17 protein-coding genes are annotated in these 24,753 nt (G+C 34.7%); 8 read left to right on the forward strand and 9 right to left on the reverse strand.

Annotation, left to right across the window (positions count from 1 at the left end; all coding sequences use genetic code 11):
• Positions 1 to 275: 275 nt before the first annotated feature.
• The 6 genes from VB798_RS20280 to VB798_RS20305 all read left to right on the forward strand — a co-directional run bounded on the left by VB798_RS20280 (position 276) and on the right by VB798_RS20305 (position 5,571).
• Positions 276 to 761, forward strand: a complete 486-nt coding sequence (locus tag VB798_RS20280) for a DUF4348 domain-containing protein (RefSeq protein WP_323689064.1) — start codon at positions 276 to 278, stop codon at positions 759 to 761.
• Positions 762 to 872: 111 nt separating this feature from the next.
• Positions 873 to 3,329, forward strand: coding sequence for a bifunctional aspartate kinase/homoserine dehydrogenase I (gene thrA / locus VB798_RS20285; RefSeq protein ID WP_323689065.1), 2,457 nt, complete (start codon positions 873 to 875; stop codon positions 3,327 to 3,329).
• A 23-nt stretch (positions 3,330 to 3,352) separates the two neighbouring features.
• Positions 3,353 to 3,589, forward strand: a complete 237-nt coding sequence (locus VB798_RS20290) for a hypothetical protein (protein WP_323689066.1) — start codon at positions 3,353 to 3,355, stop codon at positions 3,587 to 3,589.
• Complete coding sequence (locus VB798_RS20295) at positions 3,579 to 3,908, forward strand: type II toxin-antitoxin system RelE/ParE family toxin (protein ID WP_323689067.1); 330 nt, start codon at positions 3,579 to 3,581, stop codon at positions 3,906 to 3,908. Before VB798_RS20290 ends, VB798_RS20295 begins: the two co-directional genes overlap by 11 nt.
• Before the next feature lie 4 nt (positions 3,909 to 3,912).
• Positions 3,913 to 4,848, forward strand: a complete 936-nt coding sequence (locus VB798_RS20300) for a homoserine kinase (protein ID WP_323689068.1) — start codon at positions 3,913 to 3,915, stop codon at positions 4,846 to 4,848.
• Between the two features lie 123 nt (positions 4,849 to 4,971).
• Entirely contained in the window at positions 4,972 to 5,571 is a 600-nt protein-coding gene (locus VB798_RS20305) for a Uma2 family endonuclease (protein WP_323689069.1), read from the forward strand.
• Positions 5,572 to 5,640: 69 nt separating this feature from the next.
• Here the strand turns inward: VB798_RS20305 and VB798_RS20310 are convergent, their stop codons facing one another.
• From VB798_RS20310 to VB798_RS20350, 9 genes are all read right to left on the reverse strand, one after another.
• Positions 5,641 to 7,386 carry an OmpL47-type beta-barrel domain-containing protein gene (locus tag VB798_RS20310; RefSeq protein WP_323689070.1) on the reverse strand — a complete coding sequence of 582 codons (1,746 nt, stop codon included), beginning with the start codon at positions 7,384 to 7,386 and terminating at the stop codon, positions 5,641 to 5,643.
• Positions 7,376 to 9,145: a tetratricopeptide repeat-containing sensor histidine kinase gene (locus VB798_RS20315; protein WP_323689071.1), complete on the reverse strand. Its 1,770-nt coding sequence runs from the start codon at positions 9,143 to 9,145 to the stop codon at positions 7,376 to 7,378. The genes VB798_RS20310 and VB798_RS20315 overlap by 11 nt, the downstream gene beginning before the upstream one ends.
• 408 nt (positions 9,146 to 9,553) lie before the next feature.
• Complete coding sequence (locus VB798_RS20320) at positions 9,554 to 11,416, reverse strand: glycoside hydrolase family 13 protein (protein ID WP_323689072.1); 1,863 nt, start codon at positions 11,414 to 11,416, stop codon at positions 9,554 to 9,556.
• 78 nt (positions 11,417 to 11,494) lie between these two features.
• The gene (locus tag VB798_RS20325) at positions 11,495 to 12,814 is read right to left on the reverse strand and encodes a SusE domain-containing protein (protein ID WP_323689073.1); all 1,320 of its coding nucleotides are present in this window, start codon (positions 12,812 to 12,814) and stop codon (positions 11,495 to 11,497) included.
• 136 nt (positions 12,815 to 12,950) lie between these two features.
• Positions 12,951 to 14,495, reverse strand: coding sequence for a RagB/SusD family nutrient uptake outer membrane protein (locus tag VB798_RS20330; RefSeq protein ID WP_323689074.1), 1,545 nt, complete (start codon positions 14,493 to 14,495; stop codon positions 12,951 to 12,953).
• Positions 14,496 to 14,508: 13 nt separating this feature from the next.
• Positions 14,509 to 17,853, reverse strand: coding sequence for a SusC/RagA family TonB-linked outer membrane protein (locus VB798_RS20335; protein ID WP_323689075.1), 3,345 nt, complete (start codon positions 17,851 to 17,853; stop codon positions 14,509 to 14,511).
• Positions 17,854 to 18,137: 284 nt separating this feature from the next.
• Positions 18,138 to 19,157, reverse strand: coding sequence for a FecR family protein (locus tag VB798_RS20340; protein ID WP_323689076.1), 1,020 nt, complete (start codon positions 19,155 to 19,157; stop codon positions 18,138 to 18,140).
• Positions 19,158 to 19,190: 33 nt separating this feature from the next.
• Positions 19,191 to 19,847 (reverse strand): RNA polymerase sigma-70 factor, encoded by a 657-nt coding sequence (locus VB798_RS20345; RefSeq protein ID WP_323689077.1) that lies wholly within the window; start codon positions 19,845 to 19,847, stop codon positions 19,191 to 19,193.
• 150 nt (positions 19,848 to 19,997) lie between these two features.
• Positions 19,998 to 20,390, reverse strand: coding sequence for a VanZ family protein (locus tag VB798_RS20350; RefSeq protein WP_323689078.1), 393 nt, complete (start codon positions 20,388 to 20,390; stop codon positions 19,998 to 20,000).
• 182 nt (positions 20,391 to 20,572) lie between these two features.
• Here VB798_RS20350 and VB798_RS20355 point away from each other — a divergent pair, with 182 nt between their 5' ends.
• Together VB798_RS20355 and metG are read left to right on the forward strand one after the other, a co-directional pair.
• A complete protein-coding gene (locus VB798_RS20355; RefSeq protein WP_323689079.1) occupies positions 20,573 to 22,183 on the forward strand; it encodes a beta-N-acetylhexosaminidase in 1,611 nt (536 codons plus the stop codon).
• A 491-nt stretch (positions 22,184 to 22,674) separates the two neighbouring features.
• The gene (gene metG, locus VB798_RS20360; protein ID WP_323689080.1) at positions 22,675 to 24,708 is read left to right on the forward strand and encodes a methionine--tRNA ligase; all 2,034 of its coding nucleotides are present in this window, start codon (positions 22,675 to 22,677) and stop codon (positions 24,706 to 24,708) included.
• Positions 24,709 to 24,753 lie beyond the last annotated feature (45 nt).

Consider the following 24,753-nt stretch of genomic DNA (forward strand, 5'->3'; position numbering starts at 1 on the left):
TTATTAGAAAAGCTTCGCATTCAATGCGAAGCTTTTTCTTTTATGTAGATTATAAAACGAGTAATGTAATTAAGAAAACGAGTAATGTAATTTATAAAACGAGCGATGTGATGGGGAGTGTCCAGTGAATTTATGTTCAAAAAGTTAGTAAGAGCATTCTCATGTTCCAATAAAATTGTAATTGTTGAGGAGGATTGTTTGTAGTATTTTGGGTTGAGGGGATGAAATTGGTATCTTTGCTTTTTGGAAATTTAATAATTCGAAATAGTTTGATTATGTGGAGATTTCCAAGTGATAGATATTTGAAAGAGAATGGTTTGGATACTCCTTTGGAGATATTCGTTCAAACACCTCTAAAATGGGTTGTTATTATTTTGGGACTCATAATGTTTACTGTATTCCATTACTACAGTAAAAATCTGAGTGTAAATGATGATTTTGATACATTTTTCAATAAGTTTTATGTTGATTCAACGATGCAAATGAATAATGTAAAGTTTCCGTTGAAGAATATTTCAACTAATGGAACTACTAATTACATTACTAAACAAGATTGGAAAGAGTTAGGCGATTACAATCTGATTGTAGATTCCAAAAATAACTCTAAAGAGTTTTTGAAAATAGATTATGTAAAGCAAGATAGCGTTAATGTTACTTTTGAACTCAATGTAAAAAACATCGATGCAAGAGTTTTACATAAATTCAAGAAGATAGACAATAAATGGTTTTTAATAGAAGTAGAAGATAAATCAAAAAAATAATCCCTCCAGAGGTATATTTAGCACATAATACAATAAAACATCATAAATAAAACCTGCTGTTGTAAAGCAGATAATCCAAGCAAGAATAGGGGAAACCTGTTCAGAAACAAAATGAAAGTATTAAAATTCGGAGGAACTTCTTGTGGTACTATTGAAAGTATCCAAGCGGTGTTAGGTATCATCAAAGGCAAACAAGCTAAAGGTGAGCAAGTTGCAGCAGTTTTTTCAGCAATGGGTGGTGTAACCAACCAATTATTGAAAGCAGGAGATTTAGCGTCGGTAGGAGATACCACTTACTTTGACTTAATTAAAGAGATTGAAAACCGTCATTTCACAGTTGTACGTGCATTAATTGACGTTAAAGCCCAGTCGAAAGTATTTGCCAACATTCGTACCATCATTAATGAATTAGAAGATTTACTGAAAGGAGTTTCTTTGATTCGTGAAATCTCAGCTCGAACATCCGACTTAATTGTAAGTTTTGGAGAACGACTTTCAACGACATTAATTCATGAAATTCTGCATGCACAAGGCGTAGATTGTCAGTTTTTAGATGCTAGAAAAGTAATCAGAACTGATGCTAACTTTGGGATGGCAGCCGTGAATTTTGAAGTGACTAATCGCCAGATTCAAGAGCATTTTGCTAAAACAAAATCGCTTCAATTGATTACAGGCTTTATTGGTTCAACAGAAAAAGGAGAAACAACAACATTGGGTCGTGGAGGTTCTGATTATACAGGTTCGATTTTCGGAGCAGCACTTGATGCCGAAGAAATTGAAATCTGGACAGATGTAGATGGCATGATGACAGCCGACCCACGTAAAGTGAAAAATGCCTTTACCATTCCGACAATTACTTATGCGGAGGCAATGGAATTGACACACTTTGGGGCGAAAGTAATTTATCCGCCATCATTACAACCAGCTTTTACAAAAAATATCCCGATTAGGGTTCTCAATACATTTAATACAGATTTTGTAGGAACAGTCGTAAATCGAAGTGCCGAAACATCCGAATACATTATCACTGGTATCAGTTCTATTGATAATTTGGCTTTGGTCAATTTACAGGGTTCGGGTATGATTGGTGTGGCTGGGGTTTCAGCGAAGCTATTTACGGTTTTAGCCAAACATAAAATTTCGGTGATTTTGATTTCTCAAGCATCATCCGAACACTCTATTTGTTTTGCAATTGAACCATCAGCTTCAGCATCTGTAAAAGCATTATTGGAAGAAGAATTCAAAGCTGAAATTGCCGATGGCGATGTAGAAGGCATTGATATTCAAGAAAACCTTTCAGTAATTGCCGTTGTGGGTGAAGGAATGCGTCATCACACAGGTGTAAGTGGTAAATTGTTTTCTGTTTTAGGGAAAAATGGTATTAATATCGTTGCTACAGCCCAAGGTTCGTCGGAGTTGAATATTTCTGTAGTCATTGAAAAGAAAGACATTTCAAAAGCACTGAATGTAATTCATGACTCTTTCTTCTTCTCGCAAGCAAAAACGTTGAACCTTTTCTTAGTAGGAACAGGTTTGATAGGAAAAGCCCTTTTAGAGCAATTACAAGGGCAAGAAAATTATCTTTCAAAGTATAAAGCCTTGAAAATTAATTTGGTAGGAGTAATGAATTCTAAAAAAATGCTGATTGATGCGCAAGGAATTCCGATGGAAAACTGGGAAGAAGAGCGTGATGCAAAAGGAAAACCCGCTGAAATTTGGGCATTTGTAGAAGAAGCGAAACGTTTGAATTTACCGAATTCAATTTTTGCAGATTGTACAGCGAATAAAGAAATTCATAATTATTACTTAGGACTTTTTGAAGCGAATATTTCGGTAGTTACGCCAAACAAAGTAGCCAATTCAGGTCGCTATGAAGATTATGCTTTATTACACAGAACAGCTTTGAAAAAAGGAGTGAAGTTCTTGTATGAAACCAACGTTGGTGCAGGTTTACCAGTCATTAATACTTTACAAGGCTTGATTTCATCGGGAGATAGATTTGAGAAAATAGAAGGAGTGCTTTCAGGTACTTTATCTTATATTTTCAATAATTTTAAAGCAGGTGTAAAATTTGCAGACATCGTTCGTGAAGCCAAAGTAAAAGGTTATACCGAACCAGATCCACGAGAAGATTTAAGTGGAATGGATGTTGCCAGAAAGATTTTGATTTTAGGACGTGAAATAGGTTTACGTCTTGAACCAGAAGATGTAGAAATCTTAAAATTATTGCCAGAAAATTGCGAGAAAGCACCAACCGTAGAAGATTTCTTCAAGGAATTAGAAGTATCAAACAGCTATTTTGAAGAGATGGTCAACGAAGCAGAAGCAAAAGGTGAAGTATTAAGATTTATTGCTACTTTGGAAAACAATAAAATTACAATTGGTGTAAGAAGTATCGGGAAAACGCATCCATTCTATATGATGGACGGAGCCGACAACGTGATTTCATTCACGACAAAACGCTATCATGACCGCCCATTGGTTATCAAAGGACCTGGAGCAGGAGCAGAAGTAACAGCATCAGGCGTATTTGCAGATATTGTGGCGATGGGGAGTTATTTGGCTTAGATTCAGTTAAAAACCTTACGATTATGAACCTTATTTTAGAAAATGTTCAGCCCAAACATATTTCGTTAATTCAAGAATTAGCGAAGAGTTTGCACTTCCAAGTAAAGGAAGATAACAGTATTAAGAAGAGTAAAAAGAGACTTAGTACTCAGCAAAAAGAGTTTGTTGAAGACTTAAAAGAGGCATTGGCTCAAGTAGATTTGCATCAACAAGGAAAGATTGAGTTGCAGACTTTTGATGAGATGATGAATGAGCTTTAACATTATTCCTACTTCAAATTTCTTTAGAAAAGCCAAAAAGCTTTCTAAGAAATATGTTTCTTTCAAATCAGACTTAATGAATTTGAAAGAACAACTTTTGGAGAATCCTTTAGTGGGTACTTCGATTGGAAAGGATTGCTACAAAATTAGAATGTCAATTGCAGCTAAAGGGAAAGGTAAATCAGGTGGTGCAAGAGTAATTACTTGCGTGAAAATTGTAAATGAAACTATTTATCTCTTGACAATTTATGATAAAAGTGAACAAGAGAATATTAACGATAATGAATTGGATCAGCTTTTGAAACAAGCAGGTCTTTGATTATATGACAAATTCAATAAAAGTTTTTGCCCCAGCTACGGTGGCTAATGTGGCTTGTGGTTTTGATATTTTCGGTTTTGCAGTTGATAATCCGGGCGACGAAATCATATTAAGAAAATCAGACACAAAAGGTGTTAAAATTTTAAAAATTGAAGGTGACGAAGGTCGTTTGCCTTTAGCAGCAGAGAAAAATACTGCTGGTATTGCCATTATTAAATTCTTAGAAGCTATTGGTGAAACTGGTCAAGGTTTTGAGATGGAACTTAAAAAATTGATGCCACTTGGCTCTGGTTTAGGTTCTTCGGCAGCTTCGGCGGTGGCTGGGGTTTTCGCTGCGAATGAATTATTGGGAAAACCATTGTCTCAAAAAGATTTACTACCTTTTGCCATGGAAGGCGAGTTTATCGCTTGTGGTTCTGCTCATGCTGATAATGTTGGTCCAAGTTTGATGGGTGGTTTTGTGGTAATTCGCTCTTATGACCCATTGGATATTATTCAGTTGCGTACTCCGAAAGAGCTTTATGCGACTATCGTTCATCCACACATTGAAGTGAATACTAAAGACGCTCGTAATATTTTAAAAAGAGAAATCTCTTTGAAAAATACGATTACTCAAATGGGAAATGTAGCGGGTTTAGTAGCAGGTTTTATGTTGCCCGACTATGATTTGATTTCAAGAAGTTTGGTTGATGTTATCATCGAACCAATTCGTTCGATTTTGATTCCTCAGTTTGATGATGTAAAAAATGCAGCTTTAGAAAACGGTGCTTTAGGCTGTTCTATTTCTGGTTCAGGTCCTTCGATGTTTGCTTTGTCGAAAGATTTATTTACTGCCAATAGAGTTGGAAAAGCTATGCAAGATGGTTTTGCTAAAGTAGGAATTGGTTCTGAATGTTATGTTTCTGGTATTAATCAAGCGGGACCAGTCGTATTAGGTTAGTCTTGTTATTTTCAGCATAAATCATTAATTTAGTTTATGAGTTTAAAGGTTAGAGTGTTTTATCTCGTTAACCTTATACTCATAAACTTTTTTGTTTTCAATCCATTTTATTTTCAACCTACGATGAGCGATTTAGTAGAAGTTTCAGCACGAATATATAGCGTTGAGGAGTATTTCGAAATCGAAAATCACTCAGAAATCCGTCATGAATTTGAAGACGGGATATTAATTCCTATGCCTGGAGAAACTTTAGATGCTAATGAAATTGCTGGTAATATTTCAGCAACCTTGCGTAAAGAATTACGGAAAAAAGGTTTTCGTATCTTTACTCATGATGTACGGACAATTGTGCATGAAAGAAGAATTTATCGCTATCCAGATTTAGTTATTACAGCTTCTGACACGATTAAAGATATTCGTCATGTAACAGAACCTGTATTAATTGTTGAAGTACTTTCTGAAAGTACAGAGGAGGTTGATAGAAATAAGAAATTCCGGCAATATACTGCTCTTCCATCGCTTCAATACTATTTAATGGTTCATCAGGACACAGCTTTGGTAGAATTTTATCGACGAAAAGAAGCTACTTCAACTTTTGAATTTAATTTTATCGACGAACACAATGATAAAATCGAATTTCTTTTATTTGATACTTTTATTACTTTGGAAGATATTTATGAAGGTATTCAGTTTAATTCAGCCGAGGAAGAAGTAAAGGAGTAAATGATAAATTGAAATATAAAAAAGCCCTTTTCAGTCATTGAAAAGGGCTTTTCTGTTTATAAATTACAATTATTTACCAGTCATAAAGGTTACTTCTTTGAATGATTGATTACCCAAGTAATCCGTACCGGTAATTTTCACATGGTACTTTGTATTGGCTTTGAATCCATTAATTGTATTCAGATAGATTTTTGGAGCTTGTCCATTAATACTATAAGTAATTGATTTTAAGCCCGCCATCACATCTGTTCCAGCTAAAGTAAATCCAACACTTGACGGATAAATTTCTACCCCTTGTTTGGTTGTATTGATACTTCCCACAGTAAAGAAGTTGAAAAGTTCAGGTCCTTCAATATCACTTACGAATACAAACGAAGCAATATTTCTATTATTTACATTATCATAACCAAAGTATTCAAATTTATGAATACCTTTTTCTGTCATTTTGATTGGTTTCGAATAATCATTTTCAATTAGCTTTCCATCAAAACTATAAGTGATTTTTTGTAAACCAGATTCTGGATCAGTTGCTTTTAATTGGATAAAGTTATTTGGTCCAAGTAACATTGTATCTCTTCTTGTCACGATATCGCCAATGATTTCATGTTGAAGATTTGGACCTGTTAAGTCAACATAAACTTTACTTACATTATGTTTAAATTCTTCATAACCAACACCTGCTAAACTGGTAGTTTGGTTGTTTAAGTTATCAATAGAGTAATATCTGATGTTATGATTTCCCGAAATACTTGGTAGGTAAAAAGGATTAGTATAACTCACAAAAGGTTGATTGTCAATAGAGTATTTTACTTCTTTTACACCAACTTTATTGTCGATAGCTGTTAATTTAAGTTTTGTTTTTCCAGAAAAATAAATCGTATTATTAGCGATATATCTATCTCCAAGTATATCAGTTGCCATTAAAGGTGAACTTTTATCTAGGAAGAAATCAAATCTTTTTTCTTTTTCCTGATTATTTACATTATCTGTAGAATAGTAAAATAAAGTATGTTTTCCTTCTGGAAGAAATACAAAAGGAATACTTTTACCATCATAAGGTTGTAAAACACCGTCATCAAACTTATAAAAAGTGCCTTTTAATCCCGAAATGCTATCTTCTGTATTGAAATACAATTTGCTGGTATAAGAAATTGCTTTATCGTCAGTAATTCCATTCACATTCAAATTGGTGAAAGGAGGCGTATTATCAACAGTAAAACTTTCTTGTTGCATCTGACTAGCGTTGCCTACATTATCGGTAGCATAATATTTCAACACATAGTCGCCTTGAGTTGACAATCTTTTTTCAGATTTATATACTTCAAAAGGACTGTTATTGATTGTGTAAAAAACAGTTTCAACGCCACTGGTTTTATCGCTCGCCAACAAATTGAAATTTACAAAAGGACCAAAGAATACTTTTCCTGAAGCATTCACATATTTTTTTGAACCATTGAATAAAGTAACACCTGTTTCGGGTGCAATGCCATCGGCATAAATCTCTAGTTTTACTTCTTGCGGAGGTTCAACCATTGCTTTAGTTTCAGGGTCAACGGCGTTTTTTGAACGAATGTAATTCACCCCTTCTGTATCTAAATAAAATGGCACAGAATACTTTTGGTTAGGTGATTTATTCAATAATTCCTCTGCATGGTCAGGGGTAGTAGAAACCCAAATATAAACTGGCAATTTTTTGTTCCAATACAATTTACCAGAAGTAGTGTCGGTATAATGTTTAGGTTTGCTGGTTTGTGCTGTGGTAGCGAAAGCCAAAACAGCTAAAATCATTGTTGTAAAAATGTTTTTAAGCATCATTTTTTTTATTCAAGGTTACGGTAATAGTGGTTCCTATATTTAATTCACTGGTTACTTTAAGTTTTCCTCCGCATATTCTGATGAAATCGTTGCAAAGTACCAAACCTAATCCAGTGCCTTTTTCATTGTTCGTTCCATAAGTTGATTTATTACTTTTTAAGTTAAATAAAGTATTTACTTTTTCTTCGCTCATGCCTACACCACTGTCTATTACAACTACTTCTACTTTTTTATCATCTTCATTTGGATTGATTTGCACTTTAATAATTCCCTTTTTCTTAGTGAATTTAATGGCATTTTGTATCAGGTTTCTGAAAACAATTTTAGTCATTTCAAGGTCAGATGATGCCGTTAAATCTGTAGGTATTTCATTCACAAGTGTGATTTCTTTACCTTCTGCCAAACGCTGTAGCAACTTAATGTTTTCATCGACCAAATCAAAAATATTTACTTCCTGAATCTTAGGTGTTAACTCAGCCATTTGTGTTTTTGCCCAGTTCAAAAGATTGTCTAAAATCGTTGAGATTTGGGCATTTCCGTTTTTAAGCTGACTCATAATATCTCTTAAATCTTCTGGAATGTCTTCGTAGTAATCTTCTTCAATAATTTCAAAAAAGCTTTGTAAGGAAGCAATTGGTCCACGTAAATCATGCGCAATGATTGAGAAAATTTTATTTTTCACATCATTTGAAACCGATAATTGTTCTTTTTGAGCAGCAATTGCAAGGTTTTGTTGATGTAGCTGTTGATTTTGAGCTTTAATTTTTCGGCTATTCAAATACACAATTGCCGCCACCATTAATACAAAAAAAGTAATGATTCCTGCAATGATATAAACGTAGTTTTTCTCTTTTTCCAATACTAAATTTTTAGCTTCAGCTACTTCTGCATTAGCTTTTTCGATGATTAAATCACGTTTTTGTAAGCCAACAATCATTTCAGCGTTGGTTAAATCCTGATAAAGATTGATGTTTTTTTGTTTCGCATTTTGAAGTTGTTGACCACTTTCTTTTAGCTTGATTTCGTTTTTTTCAAGCTCCAATTCTTTGGTTTTAGCGACAGATTCTGCCAATTGTTTTTTCAAACTTTCGGCTTCTAAATCACTGGCGAGTTTGTTTACCTCTTTTTTCTGTAATTGGTCATGAAAGGATTTATACAAACTAAAGTACTTCAAGGATTCGTCAACATTACCAGCTTTTTCGTAGGTTTCACTCAGCATGGCATAAGTACTTGCCATTTGTTTGATATCATTCAACTCACGAGCTAAATTCAAAGCTTCCTGTAAATCATTGATTGACAGGTTATATTTTTTGATATTGTTATAAACTACAGAACGATTGATTAAAGAAGAAATAATACTGAATGGTTCTTTTTGAGCTCTGCGAGCAGCTAAAGTTTGTGTAAAATGACTGAGCGCTTTATCATATTCTTCGGCATCAGCGTAGAGCATACCCAAATTATTATGAATCATGGCAATGCCATTACTGTTTTCGATATTTCCATTCAATTTCAAACTCTTTTCATAAAATGAAATGGCTCTTTTATATTGATTATAGTTCCAATATATATAACCAATTTCATTCATCATTCTTGATGCTTCCGTGAAATTGTTGGCATTCAGGTAATTTTCGTATTGTGATTGATATTGTAATACTCTACCCGAATCTGAGCGACTTAAAGGCAATACTTGTGCCTTCGATTGAAAGCCAATAGAAAAGAGTATAAAAATGAAATATTTAAACTTTTTATTAAAGCGCATTTAGATAATAATCAGTACTTGAAAACAAAACAAAAGTAAGATGTTCATTTTAATTGAAAATTTAATTAATGAAATTTACCATTTGTTAATTGTTCTGACGGTAATGGAGAGAATGTAACGAAAGATACTATTAATTGTGTAAATGTAATTTATTGAAAATCAACAAAATTCAATCACAATTTTATTTTAATTATAAATTCTTGATGAAAGAATCGGTTGTGATTTTACAAAGATAAGCGAAAAAAAGTCAAAACGGATAGATGTTTTGAATGTGTTTTAGCCTGATTTTTCCTGAAAGTATTTAAGCTAAATGAATGCAGAAAAGAGGAGAAAGGAGAGGAGAATGATAAATAAATACTTCTCTGAATTTATAGCATTTAAACACAGAGAAGTATTAAGAAAGATTATTTATTTTTCGAAAATTTCTAAAACAAGTGGATTGTTGGGAGCGATACTAAGGCTACCATTTACTTCAAAAGTTTGATTGCTAATAATATCTTTTGCACTGAATTTTGCCTTTAAAATTTCTTTGAATTTGCCCATTTCTAAAGTTTTAGGTTCTTTGTTTTTATTCAGAATAACCATGATTTTTTGTTTGTCATTATATCTGAATTGTACGTAAAATCCATTTTCTGGTGCAAAATGTTTCAATTTTCCTGAATGAATTGCAGAAGTGTTTTTTCTCCATTTCAATAAAGTACTAACAAAGTTTTTGGCTTCCATTTCAGCCGAAGTCATGTTTGTTTCGGTAAAAACATTTTTACTGTCGCCAATCCATCCGCCGGGCATGTCACTTCTGATTTCTCCGTGAGCATCACTTTTAGGATTTGTCATTAAGATTTCTGTACCATAATAAATTTGTGGAATTCCTCTGGTTGTTAACAAAAACGCCATGCCATTTTTGAATTTTCCATAATCTTCATGAAGTTGGGTGAAGAAACGACTCATATCATGATTATCAGGAAAAATCATTAAATCGTTTGGATTAGCATAGACAAAATCGTTTGCAACGGTTTGATACAATTTTGTAAAACCTTGATTCCACACTTTTTCATCGGTGTTCAAGGCTTCAATCAAAGCTGCATTTACTGGGAAATCCATCAATGTTCTTAAATACGAAACATAGCCATTTTTGTTTACTTTCCCTTTTTGCCAAGCAGAAACAATACTTGGATTTAACGACCATTCTTCGCCTACAATATTAAAATTTGGATACTCTTGTTCCATTCTTTTACTCCAAACACTCATGAAATTCTTGTCTGGATAAGGCCAAGTATCCATTCTGATTCCGCCTAAATCGGCATATTCCACCCACCAAATAGAATTCTGAATGAGATAATTTGCCATAAATGGATTTCTCTGATTCAAATCTGGCATGGTAGAATCGAACCAGCCGTCGCTGTGCGAAGTAATATCATATTCAGCAGCGTAAGGGTCGTGAAGGCTTTCTCGACGGTGAGTAGAGTAAATCGTTTTTGGACTGTCCTGAAAATTTACCCAATCTTTTGCGGGGAAATCTTTCATCCACCAATGTTCTGAACCACAATGGTTCAGAACCATGTCCATCACTAATTTGATTCCGTGTTTTTTTGCCTCTTTCGATAATCTAAGATAGTCTTCATTCGTCCCAAATCTAGCATCAATTTTACTGAAATTGGTAATGGCATAACCATGATACGAAGTTTTGGGCTGATTGTTTTCCACCAAAGGATTTATCCAAAGAGCCGTCATTCCCAGATTTTGGATATAGCCTAAATGTTGAATAATTCCCTCAATATCGCCTCCATGTCTGCCAGTTAAATCTTTACGATTGAGTGTATCTTTGAAAGAAGACACATTGTCATTTTGAGGATTTCCATTGGCAAAACGGTCTGGAGTAATCATATACAACACATCGCTGCTGTTAAAACCGATTCTTTCAGCAGAATTATTTTGTCTTTTTAGTAAATCGTAATTGTAAGTAAATGTTTCTTTTTTACTGTTTTCAAAGATGATTTTTACTTCTCCAGCTTGTGTTTCTGGAGTAATCAAAAGGTCGATAAATAAGTAATTTGGATTTTCTACCTTATTGACTTTTTTGATTGAAATGCCTTTGTAATTTATTTTTGGAGTAAATTCTGCAATGTTTTTTCCATGAACTAATAATTGTAATGCAGGATTTTTCATACCTACCCACCAATTTAAAGGTTCGATATGTTGAATTTTTTCTTGAGCAAAAACTGAAATTTGCATCAAGAAAAGACAGCTTAAAAGTTGAAATGTCTTTTTCATAGTATTTGTCTATTCAATAGTTAAAAAAAATCTGCATGAGCAAAGCTATGCAGATTTAAGAAATAAATTTATTATGAATTATTTTACTTTGGTTGCTTTATAAGTTGGGTTTGCAGCATCCTTTAAATTAAGTTCGAAATCATAAGTACCAGCCGTAGCGATAAAGTTTTCACCCCCTAATTTTAATGCGCCACTTGTACCAATTGCTTGTGCAGCGGCGGCAGTAGTGCCATAATTTGTTCCCCAATCATCATTCAAACGGAATTTGAATTGGTCTGCTTTAAGCACTACACCTTTTAAAACCCATGTTTCAGTACTTAAATCATACGTGAATTTTTGGTCTGGCTTGTCGCCCCAACCTGTCGCAGTAGCCGCACCAACAATTCCCCAAGGTGCATATTTTGTGATGGTATATGTCAGCTTTTTGAAATCTACTGTGATAAGATATTTACCTTTTTTTACCGCAATATTGTCGCCACCATCTTTCAAAATTCCACCAGAACCACCGTAATTTGTACCCCAATCGTTGTCTTTACGGATTTTAATTTCACCGTCAATTAAATCAACAACACCTGTCCAAAGGTCAACTGTTGGGTCATAATTTAAAGGTAAATCTGGCGTTGCCCCCCAATTGTTAGCGGCACTTCCTACAATTCCCCAAGCATATTTTTCGATTTTATAAGTCAAAGTAACAGGGTTGAAAGTAATTTTGTAAGTACCTGCTTTTACGGCAATATTGTTTCCACCGCTACTTAAAGTACCGTCACCTCCACCAAGATTTACTGTCCAATCGTTATTTTGGCGGAATTTAATTTCTCCATCAATCAAAGTAACATAAGCTACCAAAACATTTACGACATCTGTTTTATAGAAAGGCAAATCTGGTGTTGCACCCCAGTTATTGGCTGCGCTTCCTACTACGCCCCAAGTAGTACTTAGGTCTAATTTTGCAGAATATGGCGTTGCTTTCAGAGTAGTCATTGTAGAACTTAAAACCGTTGAAGCTCCTAAAGAAGACTGTACTTTAATATCTAAATCATTTGCAGTTCCAGGCAAAAAACCAAAGCCTAATAAAATGGCATTCAATTCAGATGTTTTGAATACTTTTTTGAGTTCTGTTCCAGTAACTACATTCACTGCTTTTGTAAAGTCTCCGCCTTTTTTATCAATTAAAATGGTGTAAGAAGGAGCCGCTGCGAAACCATAATTTGGTTTTTCCCAAGATACAGTAAGCACTTCTGTATTTGCTTTTTCTTTATCCAAGACAAGGTTGCTTGATGATAAAGTAACAACAGGAACAGCGTTGCCGTCTAGCATTGCTATTTCTTCATCTTTTTTGCATCCCAAAGCCAGTACGAAAACAAGGCTTAATAGGAATATTTTTTGTATTGTTTTCATCGTTAGATTAATGTTATTTGTTAACGGTTATTCGTTATCCGTCAAACCGTTATTTTAGAAAAACTTAATAAGCTTTGCCGTTATCTGCAATTGATTACTGATAACAATTAACAGATAACGGTTTCCTAAAAACTGACTAATATCCAGTATTTTGCTTTAAAGTTGGGTTAGCGATGATGTCGCCAGATGCCAATGGGAATAAAGTACGGAAAGCTTCTACATCTTTCCCTTCTTTTACGCCACCTTTCCAAGCCCAATTATAACCAGAAGTAAATTTGCCAAAACGGATTAAATCTGTACGACGATGTCCTTCCCAGAATAATTCACGACCTCTTTCATTCAATAAATCATTCAAAGTAAGGTTTGATAAATTTCCTGCGCCAGCACGAGTACGAAGTTGATTAACCAAGTTTAAAGCCAAAGTATTATCGCCCGAACCGCCACGAGTAACAGCTTCTGCATAAGTTAAATAAGCATCAGCCAAACGATATAATGGAAAATCTGTATCAGCAAATTGTGCATTTTTACCTTTTACGCCAGCACTTGTTAAGTTAGAAAACTTCGTTACGGCATAACCGTTTTCGAAAGTACTGAACTCATCAATTTCGATTTGCTGTCCATTTGTATAGAATAATGCTCTTTTATCGGCTTTGTCATCGAAAAGATTTACCAATTGTTTTGTTGTACGGAAACCAGCCCATTTTTGTTCTGTTCCATAATCAGCAGGATTCATTGCTCCGCCAATTGAGCCATTAATTGCCAAGGTTGTTACTCCATAAGTTTGTGTTTCATTTCCATCGAAATTGATACTGAAAATGATTTCTTTAGAAGTATTATTATCTGCCAAGAAATTAGTTTTGTAATTGCTCGCCAAAGTATAACCGGCATCAATTACTTTTTTGGCAGTTGCGGCTGCTTCTGTGTATTTCTTTTGTCCGATATATACTTCAGCATTCAAATAAAGTTTCGCTAAAGTCATCCAAGCTACAGCTTTGTCTGCTCTGCCATATTCGTTAGTTTTTGGGGCAGGCAATTCGCTATCTAAAGCCAATAATTCAGATTCTACGTAAGCAAATAGTTCTGCACGAGTAGCCTGTTTTGGCAAAGTAGCACCTACTTGTTCGTTTTCGGTAATTAATGGTACATTTCCGTATAAATCAATCGCATGAGCATAAGCCAATGCACGAAGAAAACGAGCTTCTGCACGATAGTTTTTAATATCCTGAGAATTAGTAACACCACGACTGCTCAATTTTGCATCAGTTGTTTCACGTAAAAATTCATTTGAAACCGCTACTTGGAACAAAATACGTGAATAAAAAGCTGCCGTAAATGAATTGGAAGCTGTCCAGTTCATAGCATGTAAATCTGGTACGCCTGGGTCATTCCATCTACAAACTAATTCGTCAGTTGTGAATTCTTGCAAGTACCAATAAGCACGCATATAACTTTGCGAACCACCGTCGTATCCTTTTAAATCCACATCATTATCGCCGTTTTTCAAACCAGATGCTGCCAAACCTGCATACATTTTGGCTAAGATAAGTTTATAGTTGGCGGGGTCTTTATAGACTAATTCTGATACTTCGCCTACATAAGGAACGGTATCTAAATCTTTGCATGAATTCAATGAAAAACAAAGAATTGCTGCGGTTAATACGTTTTTAAATATATGTTTCATTGTGATTTCCTGATTAAAAATTAACATTTAAGCCCAAAGAATAAGTACGTGGACGTGGATACACTTGGTTGCCAATTCCATCTCTTAATTCTGGATCTAATCCTTTGTAATTTGTGATAACAAATACATTTTGTACGATAAATGATAATTGTGCTCTTACATTTTTGATTTTGATTAAATCGCTCAGGTTATAACCTAAATTGATATTATCCATTCTCAAGAATGAAGCGTTTTGTACATAATAATCTGACATACGAGTTTCTACCGTTCCAGTTTTGAAACCTGTTTCTAACACATTCGTAGATAAATTACTGTTGAAGCCTGAGTTGAATAAGTTAGAGTAAACTCCTCTGTTCGAGAAAATGTTGTTATAAGCATAATTGCCAACATTCGAACGCAACACAAAACCGAAGCTTGCTTTTTTGTAAGTCATTTGTGAAGTAAAACCGATTAAATAATCTGGTGCTGCTCCTTTATAACGGTAACGGTCTAAATCTGTGATTTTTCCATCGCCATTCAAATCTTCAAAAACGCCTTCTAATGGCTTTCCGTTGGCATCATATACTTGTTTATAGACAAAAAAAGCATTTGGAACATAGCCAGTAGAATGTACTTGGATACTATTTCCAGTTCCGCCTTCAATGCCACCTACTTGTACACCTACATAAGTTGGATTATCAACTTTGGTTAAAGCTGTAATTTTTCGTTGATTATAAGTAAAGTTGGCGCTTAAATCCCAATTGAAGTTTTCAGTTAAAACAGGAGTGTAGTTTACAATTACTTCAACCCCTTTTGTTTCTAATGAACCTACGTTGGTTACTACTTTATTGCTAAAGTTTGTTCCAGCAGCTACGTCGATTTCGTTAATCAAATCAGAAGTAAGTTTTCTGTATAAATCGATACTTCCTGAAATACGAGATTTTTTCAAACCAAAGTCTAAACCAATATTGGTTGAAGCTGTTTGTTCCCATTTGATGTTAGGGTCGTAAGCATTCGGACGAAGTAGCGTATAAAAAGTATTACCAATTTGGTATTTGATTCCTTGACTTGGCGTATAAGCATTTAAGTACGGATAGTCGCCAGAAGAAATATCTTGCTGACCAGTAATACCCCAACCTAAACGAAGTTTTAAATCAGAAAAAGTCTGACTGTCTTTGAATTCATTATTGATTTTCCAAGCCAAAGCAGCTGATGGAAATGTTCCCCAACGGTTATTTTCTGCAAAACGAGAAGAGCCATCACGACGAAGCGTAAATGTTGCTAAATATTTGTTGGCTAATGAATAATTCACACGACCAAAGTATGATAACAAAGCATAATCTGTTTTAAAATACGATTTTGTACTTGGTACCGAAGGATTTCCGAAAGTTGTTCCATTTTCTTCTTCTCTTACAAAACCTTGGTTTTCAGCACCAGCCATTACATTGATGGTTTGGTTTGAAAACTCTTTTACATAATTCAAATAAAACTGATTTGTAAAATTGTTTCTAGTTTGTGTATAATAACCATTTGAACCATTATTAGTAAATAAATTAGCTGAAATCAAGTTTGAAGCTGATTCTTTACCATCAGTACTCGAACGGTCGAGACCAAGATTCCAATTCGCTTTTAATTCTGGTAAGAATGGAAATTTGTAATCAAACTGAACGTTTGCAATGATACGATTTACTGTGGCTTTATTACTTTTTAAATTCAATAAAGCCAATGGGTTTGATGGCGCCAATGACACAATGTTCCCACTACTTTCTAGCCAATTGAAATAACCGCCATATTTCTGATTTTCTACGTAAACAGGCTGTGTTGGGTCAAAGCCAATGGCTGTACCAATTGCACCTTCGTCAGCGAAATTACTTTTTGTTGATGATGCTTTTACGTTAACATCAATTTTCAAACTGTTATTGAATAGCATCGGGCTGATTCCGAATGAACCAGAAGTTCTTTCTAAGCCTGATGTCAATAAAATACCATTTTGATTGGTATGACCAACAGAAACACGATATGGGATGTCTTTCAACACTCCAGTAATACTTAAATTATTATCGTTGCTTAATGCTGTACGGAAAATTTGGTCTTGCCAATTGGTGTTAGCTGTGCCTAATAAAGCTTTTTGCGATTCTGTTCCTCTTGCATTTACAACTTCTCTGAATTGGTCGCCAGTTAATACTTCAACATTTTTAGTTTTTACTCCAGCCGAGAACATCGAACTGAAATTCACATTGAATTTATCTTTCTTAGTTCCTTTTTTAGTCGTGATAATAATTACACCGTTTGAAGCACGAGAACCATAAATAGCCGTAGCTGACGCATCTTTCAATACGTTAAACGATTCAATATCATTTGGGTTAATAAAACTCAATGGATTGGCTGAACCTTTTACTTCGGCATTATCTAAAGGTACTCCATCAATTACAATCAATGGGTCGTTACTTGCACTTAATGACGAACCTCCACGAATACGAATCTGACTAGCAGAACCTGGCGCACCACCGTTTGAAGTAATTTGTACACCAGCCAATTTACCCGTAATTAATTGTTCTGGCGTAGCAATATTTCCCTTTACAAAGTCTGCCGAAGTAATACTTGTGATGGCACCCGTCAAATCTTTTTTCTTCTGGCTACCATAACCAACTACCACTACTTCTGTCAAGGTTTTTAGGTCTTCTGCCAAAGTAATATTGATGGAAGTTTTATTGCCAACAGTTATTTCTTGTGGAAGAAAACCAATAAAAGTAACTACCAAAACAGCTTTGTCGTCACTAACGTTAATAGTGAATTCTCCATTTGTATTGGTTGTAACGCCTTTTGTAGTGCCTTTAATGGCTACAGAAGCACCCGGAAGCGGACTCCCTTTATCATCCACTACTTTACCTGTAATGGTTTGTTCGGCGGTAGCAGATGCGTTTACTTCTGAAATTGAATTGTTTTCTTTGAAATCATTTCCTTCTGAACTAAAAGGCAGATTTTTTTCATTTGAAGTAACTTTTGACTGCGTACTGCCTTCTGACTTTTTTCCAACAATCAAGTAAGTGTTCTTGCGAACTTTCTTGAATGTTAAGCCATTGGGTGCTAATAATACTTCAAGTGATTTCTCTAAACTTTTACTCGTGCGTACATTTTCTTGCAAAACAGAAATGCCTGATAAGGTTTTTTCTTCAAACAGAATATCAACATTGTATTGATTTTTCAGTGAAAGAATGGCATCTCGCAATTTCATGCTTGAAGAGGTTTCAGTACTTCTTTCAACTTTTGGCTTGTTTTGGGCATAAGCCAAAGCTTGCGCAGATAACGGATGGGGTAGGTAACTAAATGTAGTTACCATTCCTCCGATTATCACTAATCGAAATAATCGTTTTTTCATGTGTTTTTAAAAATGTTGGTTAATGGAAATTACTTTTTTCTAATTGTGATTGAGTGAATTGTGAATTAGTGATTATTTTTATTTGTGAGTTAGTGATTGTGATTTAGTGATTTTTCACCCACAAATCCTCAATTCTTGTACCTTCCGTCTTGCTTCTTTAGTCCAAAACTCCTCAATTCCTAAAGTCCTAAAGTCATTTTGTCTTGTGTCTTCCATCTTGCCTCTTTTGTCTTCCAGTCTTAAAGTCCTAAAGTCTTCCAGTCCTAAGAAAGTCTCAAAAAAACTTACTCATAAACTTCTGAAAGAACCAGTGTTCCATCTTCATTTTTTTGATATTGTAAGCCAAGTAATTCTTGCAAAATAGAAATTAAATCATCTGCTTTATCAGCGCTGAAAGTGCCAGTGACTGTACGATTCGCCAATTCTTCTGAATTAATTTTAATCTGTACACCAAATGTTTCAGCAATTTGATAAGAAATCTCTTCCAACGAAGTATCATCAAAAACAAAGCGATGTGCTTTCCAAGCGGTGTAAGATTTTACATTTTTTACAGCCTTGATTTCTGTTTTGCCTGTTTTATCTAACGAAACCAAATCGCCTGGTTTCATCATTACTGAGCGTTTTGAAGTACCATTCAAGAAATTTACTTTTACTTTTCCTTTGCTTAAAACCACTTTTGAACCACGATTTCTAGCAAAAACACTGAATTCTGTTCCTAATACTTCTACTTCTAATTTTTGTGAAGTTCTAACGATAAATCGCTGATTGTCAGTTTTATGTTTTACTGAGAATTCTGCTTCTCCATCTAAAAATACTTCTCTTGTAGCTTCCTTTTCAAAATTGAAACGCTTGTGTTTTAAGGTTGAATTAGCGTTTAAGGTAACTTTACTTCCATCTGGTAAATCAATAGATTGGGTTTCTCCATAAGCAGTATGATAATTTTGATAAATCAATTGGTCTTTCTGCAAATACAATGTCAAGCCAGAAACCATAAAAATTATAGCGGCGCTTGTCCATTTAAACCAAGTTAATTGCCAAATACTTTTTTCAGGTGTTAGTTCTTCTTCCACAATTAGGTCAAAGTCGGGGATGGTTTCCGAATGTATTTTTTGAAAAAAAAACGCTTTGGCACTTTCTTTATCAGCCATTATTTGTGGAAACTCATTTTCGTAGTCTTCCAACCATTTATAATACACTTCTTTATTTTCAGGATTTTGAAGCCAATCTGCAATCATTTTCTTTTGCAAAGGACTTGTTCTTCCTGCGAAGTGTTCAAATAAAATATTTTTACTAAGCGTTGTCATGTCGATAATTTTTAAAATAGTGTTTAGAGTCCGTTAAAGAAATAAGGTTAAAACCAAACTGAACAAGGAAGGATTATTCAGAACAACGTCTCTTAAATGCACTAATGCTTTGTTGATGTGTGCTTCAATGGTTTTTGTTGCCAATTGTAATTCGTCAGCAATTTCCTTGTACTTTTTCCCTTCAAAACGGTTCATTAAAAATACTTTCTGGCATTGCGGAGGTAATTGAGCGATGGCTTGTTCAATTTGTCTTTGCAAATCATCATAGAACAACATTTGGTCGGGCGAAACATTTGATTCAGGAAATTGTAAATCAGTATTTTCAAAAGATTGATTATGATTGCCTTGTTCTTGTTGCAAATACAAAAAGCAACGATTTCGAACCGAAGTAAATAAATACGCTCGGAAAGAAGTATTGATGTTTAAATAAACTTGGTTTTTCCAGATGTTATAGAAAATCTCTCCGATAATGTCTTCAGCCACATCTTTGGCATAAACAAATCTTACAGCATGGCTACAAAGAGGTTTGTAATAACGATTATAAAGTAATTCAAATCCCTTTTTAGGGTCTTCGGTGAAAGCCTGTTTGATAAAGAATTCATCATCCATAACTTTTCCAGACTCAGGCGTTTGAAATGCCTGAGTTTTAGGGAAGCTATTTGTTGATTGAGATGATATATTTTCTAACATAATTTTTAATGATAAATTCTTGAGATTGTTGATGAAGTGTATTTTAATTGTATAATTAACTATTAAAATAATTCAATTAAGAGCATAGACAAAAAAAAGGGTTCGCACCCTTAGTTAAGTTCAAGAAAAAGTAAATATTTTGCAAATTAATTATTTTTTTGGAATTAATTTGCTGAAAATCAGCCAAATAAAATATCCAATAATTCCGCCAATTCCATCGGCTACTGTATCGTACCAATCAAAACTTCGGTGGAAATCTTCTGGTAAAAAACCTTGCCAGAATTCTATAGCAATACCATAAAGTATTCCGATTAAAATAATTTTCCAAGCTTGTGAAGTATGGAATAACCAGAAAAAAGTAAAACCTGCGAAAGCGATGAAATGGTTCGCTTTGTCGTTCATTTTTTCGCCTTGCGGAATATGTTCGCTGGGAATGGTGCAAAGCACGAAAATCAGAATGGTCCAGAAAATCGCTGGAAATTTGAAGTTGAGGAGTGTTGTGATAGCTTTCATACACAAATTTACAAAAACTATCGTTTGCATAGTTTTAAAATTAGTTTGTAAAATACTATCAAAAACCATTAAAAATTTGGTTAATCGGAAATATATTACATTTTCATAAAAATAATTTTGATTTTACCCTACAGAAAATTTTATGATTGACTTTTTTTACTTTACTTTTGACCCATCTGTAATACTTTACTATTATCCATAATAAATAAACCATGAAAAAACTATTTGTTTGTTTATCGTTGTTGATTGGGTCATTTGCTAGTTTTGCCCAAAATCAATACAACATTATTCCTCTGCCTCAAAAACTTACGCCACAATCGGGCGAATTTGTGGTAGGGAAAAACACTGTTATTGTTTCAACTTCCGAATTTAAAGATGTTGCTAATTTCTTGAATGAACAATTGAATTTAGTAACTGGCTCAAGCAAAAAAGTAAGTATCAAAGAAAAAGGTTTAGCAAATTCTTCTATCCAATTTGTAAAAAATGAATCTTTAGGAGACGAAGCTTATACTTTGAAAGCAAGTGCTAAACAAGTAGTAATCGCTGCCAAAACGGCTAAAGGTGCGTTTTATGGTGTTCAAACTTTGTTGCAATTATTGCCAACACAAGTATTCAGTGAAGCGAAAGTAGAAGGCTTGAAATTATCAGTGCCAAATTGTACGATTGAAGACGCTCCACGTTATGTTTATCGTGGTTTGCATTTAGACGTTGGTCGTCATTTCTTTCCTGTTTCTTTCGTGAAAAAATACATTGATTTAATTGCTTTGCACAAATTCAATACTTTTCACTGGCATTTAACAGAAGACCAAGGTTGGAGAATTGAAATCAAAAAATATCCAAAATTAACAGAAGTTGGTTCGGTAAGAAAACAAACTTTAGTTGGACATTACGGTTCTGGTAAATACGATGGAAAACCTTATGGCGGTTTCTATACACAAGAAGAAGTAAAAGAAGTAGTGGCGTATGCGAAAAAGAAATTTGTGACGATTGTTCCAGAAATTGAAATGCCCGGTCACGCACAAGCGGCTTTGGCGGCTTATCCAGAATTAGGTTGTAATCCAGATAAAATTTATGAAGTTTATACTACTTGGGGTGTTTCTGATGATGTTTTTGCTCCGAGAGAAGAAACTTTTACTTTCTTAGAAAATGTGTTGACAGAAGTAATGGATTTATTTCCGGGTCAGTATATTCATATTGGTGGTGATGAATGTCCTAAAACTCAATGGAAATCAAGTCGTTTTTGTCAGGATTTAATGAAGCGTGAAGGCTTGAAAGATGAGCATGAATTGCAAAGTTATTTTATCCGTAGAATTGATAAATTTATTACTTCAAAAGGTAGAAAAATGATTGGTTGGGATGAAATCTTGGAAGGTGGTTTATCGCCAAATGCAACGGTAATGTCGTGGAGAGGCGAAGAAGGTGGAATTGCTGCTGCCAAAGAAGGACATGATGTAATTATGACGCCGGGTTCGCATTTGTACTTAGACCATTACCAAGCTGATCCAAAAACTGAGCCTTTAGCAATTGGTGGATTTTTAACTTTAGAAAAAGTTTATAGCTACGAACCTGCTCCAAAAGAATTAACAACAGACCAAAAGAAATTTATTCTTGGACTTCAAGCAAACGTTTGGACGGAATATATGCAAACTAGCGATTACGTAGAATACATGGTTTTCCCAAGAGCTTGTGCCGTTGCAGAAGTAGCTTGGTCGCCAATTTCAACAAGAAATTATGCTGATTTCACAAAACGTTTGAAAACACATGTTGAGCGTTTAGGAAATTTGAAAGTAAACTATGCGAAGGGCTTTTTGAGTGCGAAATAGCTTTTGGATTTCGGACATCGGGTTTCGGATGTCGGATTTTAAGAATTTGAAATATATAACCGACTGTCAATGGCTATGCTTTTGGCAGTCGGTTTTTTGTGAAATTCTATTAAGACACTACATATTATCAATCAAAAAATACGTGTAGCGGCAACTCTTGCAGTTGCCGTTTCCTATACTAATACTTTATCAGATTCAAGCGAAGGTAAAGCAACAGTTTTCCGCTATGAAAGAGTTACCATTACAAGTTGTCCAAACTTGATGGAAAGTAAATATGTAATTTATATCTGATAATTTTGAATACTTGCTAAATAAGTCAGCATTACATAAATATTAATCCTAAAATCCGAAACCCGATAGCCGAAGACTGAAATCCAATAGCCAAAATCCGACCTATTTTTATAACTTTGCGGACTTGTTGGTATTTAATATAAGTTTCAGCAGATATAAGGAAACATAATGAACGTTTTCGTTCAATCGATACAAATTTTATGAGCAAACCATTCAAAAGAACCACCGTTACGGCAGCGTTGATTTATGCCAACGGTCCTATTCATATCGGACATATCGCAGGCTGTTATCTGCCAGCTGATATTTATGTGCGTTATTTACGTGCTACTGGACAAGATGTAAAATTTATTTCTGGAACAGATGAACACGGTGTACCTATTACCATCAAAGCCAAAAAAGAAGGAGTAACGCCTCAAGAAGTAGTGGATAAGTATTATGGAATCATCAAAGACTCTTTTGAAGAATTTGGGATTTCCTTTGATATTTATTCAAGAACTTCTAACAAAGTTCACCACGATATGTCGCAGGATATTTTTAAAAATATCTACGATAAAGGTCAATTTGTAGAAGAAACTACTGAGCAGTATTATGACGAAAAGGCTCAGACTTTCTTAGCTGACCGTTATATTATTGGTACTTGTCCGAAATGTGGCAATGAAGGAGCTTATGGCGACCAATGTGAGCGTTGTGGTTCAACCCTTTCGCCAACGGAGTTAATCAACCCACGTTCGGCTTTGAGTGGTGAAAAACCTGTAATGAAAGAAACCAAAAACTGGTATTTACCTTTAGATGCGATGCAGCCAGCTTTGGAAAAATACGTTGAAAGTCACCCAGAATGGAAAACCAACGTAATGGGACAAGTAAAGTCTTGGCTAAACGACGGACTAAAACCACGTGCAATGACTCGTGATTTGGATTGGGGAATCAAAGTTCCTTTGCCAGATACCGAAGGAAAAGTAATGTATGTTTGGTTCGACGCTCCAATCGGTTATATTTCTATGACCAAAGAATTGACAGAAGATTGGGAGAAATATTGGAAAGATGAAGACACTAGGTTAGTACATTTCATCGGAAAAGACAATATCGTTTTTCACTGTTTGATTTTCCCTGCGATGTGTATGGCAGACGGTAGATTCATTTTAGCTGACAACGTACCAGCGAATGAATTTATGAATTTAGAAGGCGACAAAATCTCTACTTCAAGAAACTGGGCAGTTTGGCTGCACGAGTACTTGCGTGAATTTGAAGGTAAACAAGATATTTTACGTTATGTATTGGCGGCTTCTGCTCCAGAAACCAAAGATTCAGATTTTACTTGGAGTGATTTCCAAGTGCGTAACAATTCTGAATTGGTAGGGATTTTTGGAAATTTCGTCAATCGTGCAGTAATTCTTACAGAAAAGAATTTTGAAAGTAAAGTACCTCAATTAGGCGAACTGAATGATTACGATAAACAAGTATTGGCTACTTTGGCTGAAATGCCAGCTAAAATTGGAGAGTCAATTGCCAATTATCGTTTCCGTGAAGCTTTGGCTTTGATGATGGACGTAGCTCGTTTGGGCAATAAGTATTTGGCAGAAACTGAACCGTGGAAAGTAATCAAAACTGACAGAGAACGCACAGCAACAATTTTGAATATCGGTTTACAGATTGCGGCAAATCTTTCTATTTTGGCAGAACCATTCTTGCCATTTACAGCGGAGAAAATTCGTCGAATTTTAAATATTGAAGCTTTTGCTTGGAGTGAAGCTGGTCGTGCAGATTTGTTGGTAGAAGGACAAACTGTAACGAACATCGGGCTTTTATTTGAAAAAGTAGAAGATGCGACTGTTGCGGCTCAAGTACAAAAATTAGAAGATGCCAAAATGCAAAACCTTTTGGCTGGGAAAGAAGTCCCAGCTTTGAAAGAAGAAATTCAATATGATGATTTTGCAAAAATGGATATTCGTATCGGTACAATTATCGAAGCGGAAAAAGTAGCGAAAAGTAAAAAGTTATTGAAATTGAAAATTGAAGACGGTATTAAACAAAGAACAATTTTGAGCGGTATCGGCGAACACTTTCAACCTGAAAATATTATTGGACAACAAGTAAGTTTCTTAGCGAATCTTGCTCCAAGAAAAATGATGGGAATGGAATCTGAAGGAATGATTTTGATGGCAGAAGATAAAGATGGTTCTTTAGCTTTTGTTCAACCAAGTAAAAATGTTTGGAACGGTGGAACGGTAGCTTAACAAAAAAATCCTAAATATAAAAATAAAGCCTTGGTTCTTGAACCG

It is taken from the genome of Arcicella lustrica (genome assembly GCF_034930985.1).
Lineage (GTDB): Bacteria > Bacteroidota > Bacteroidia > Cytophagales > Spirosomataceae > Arcicella > Arcicella lustrica.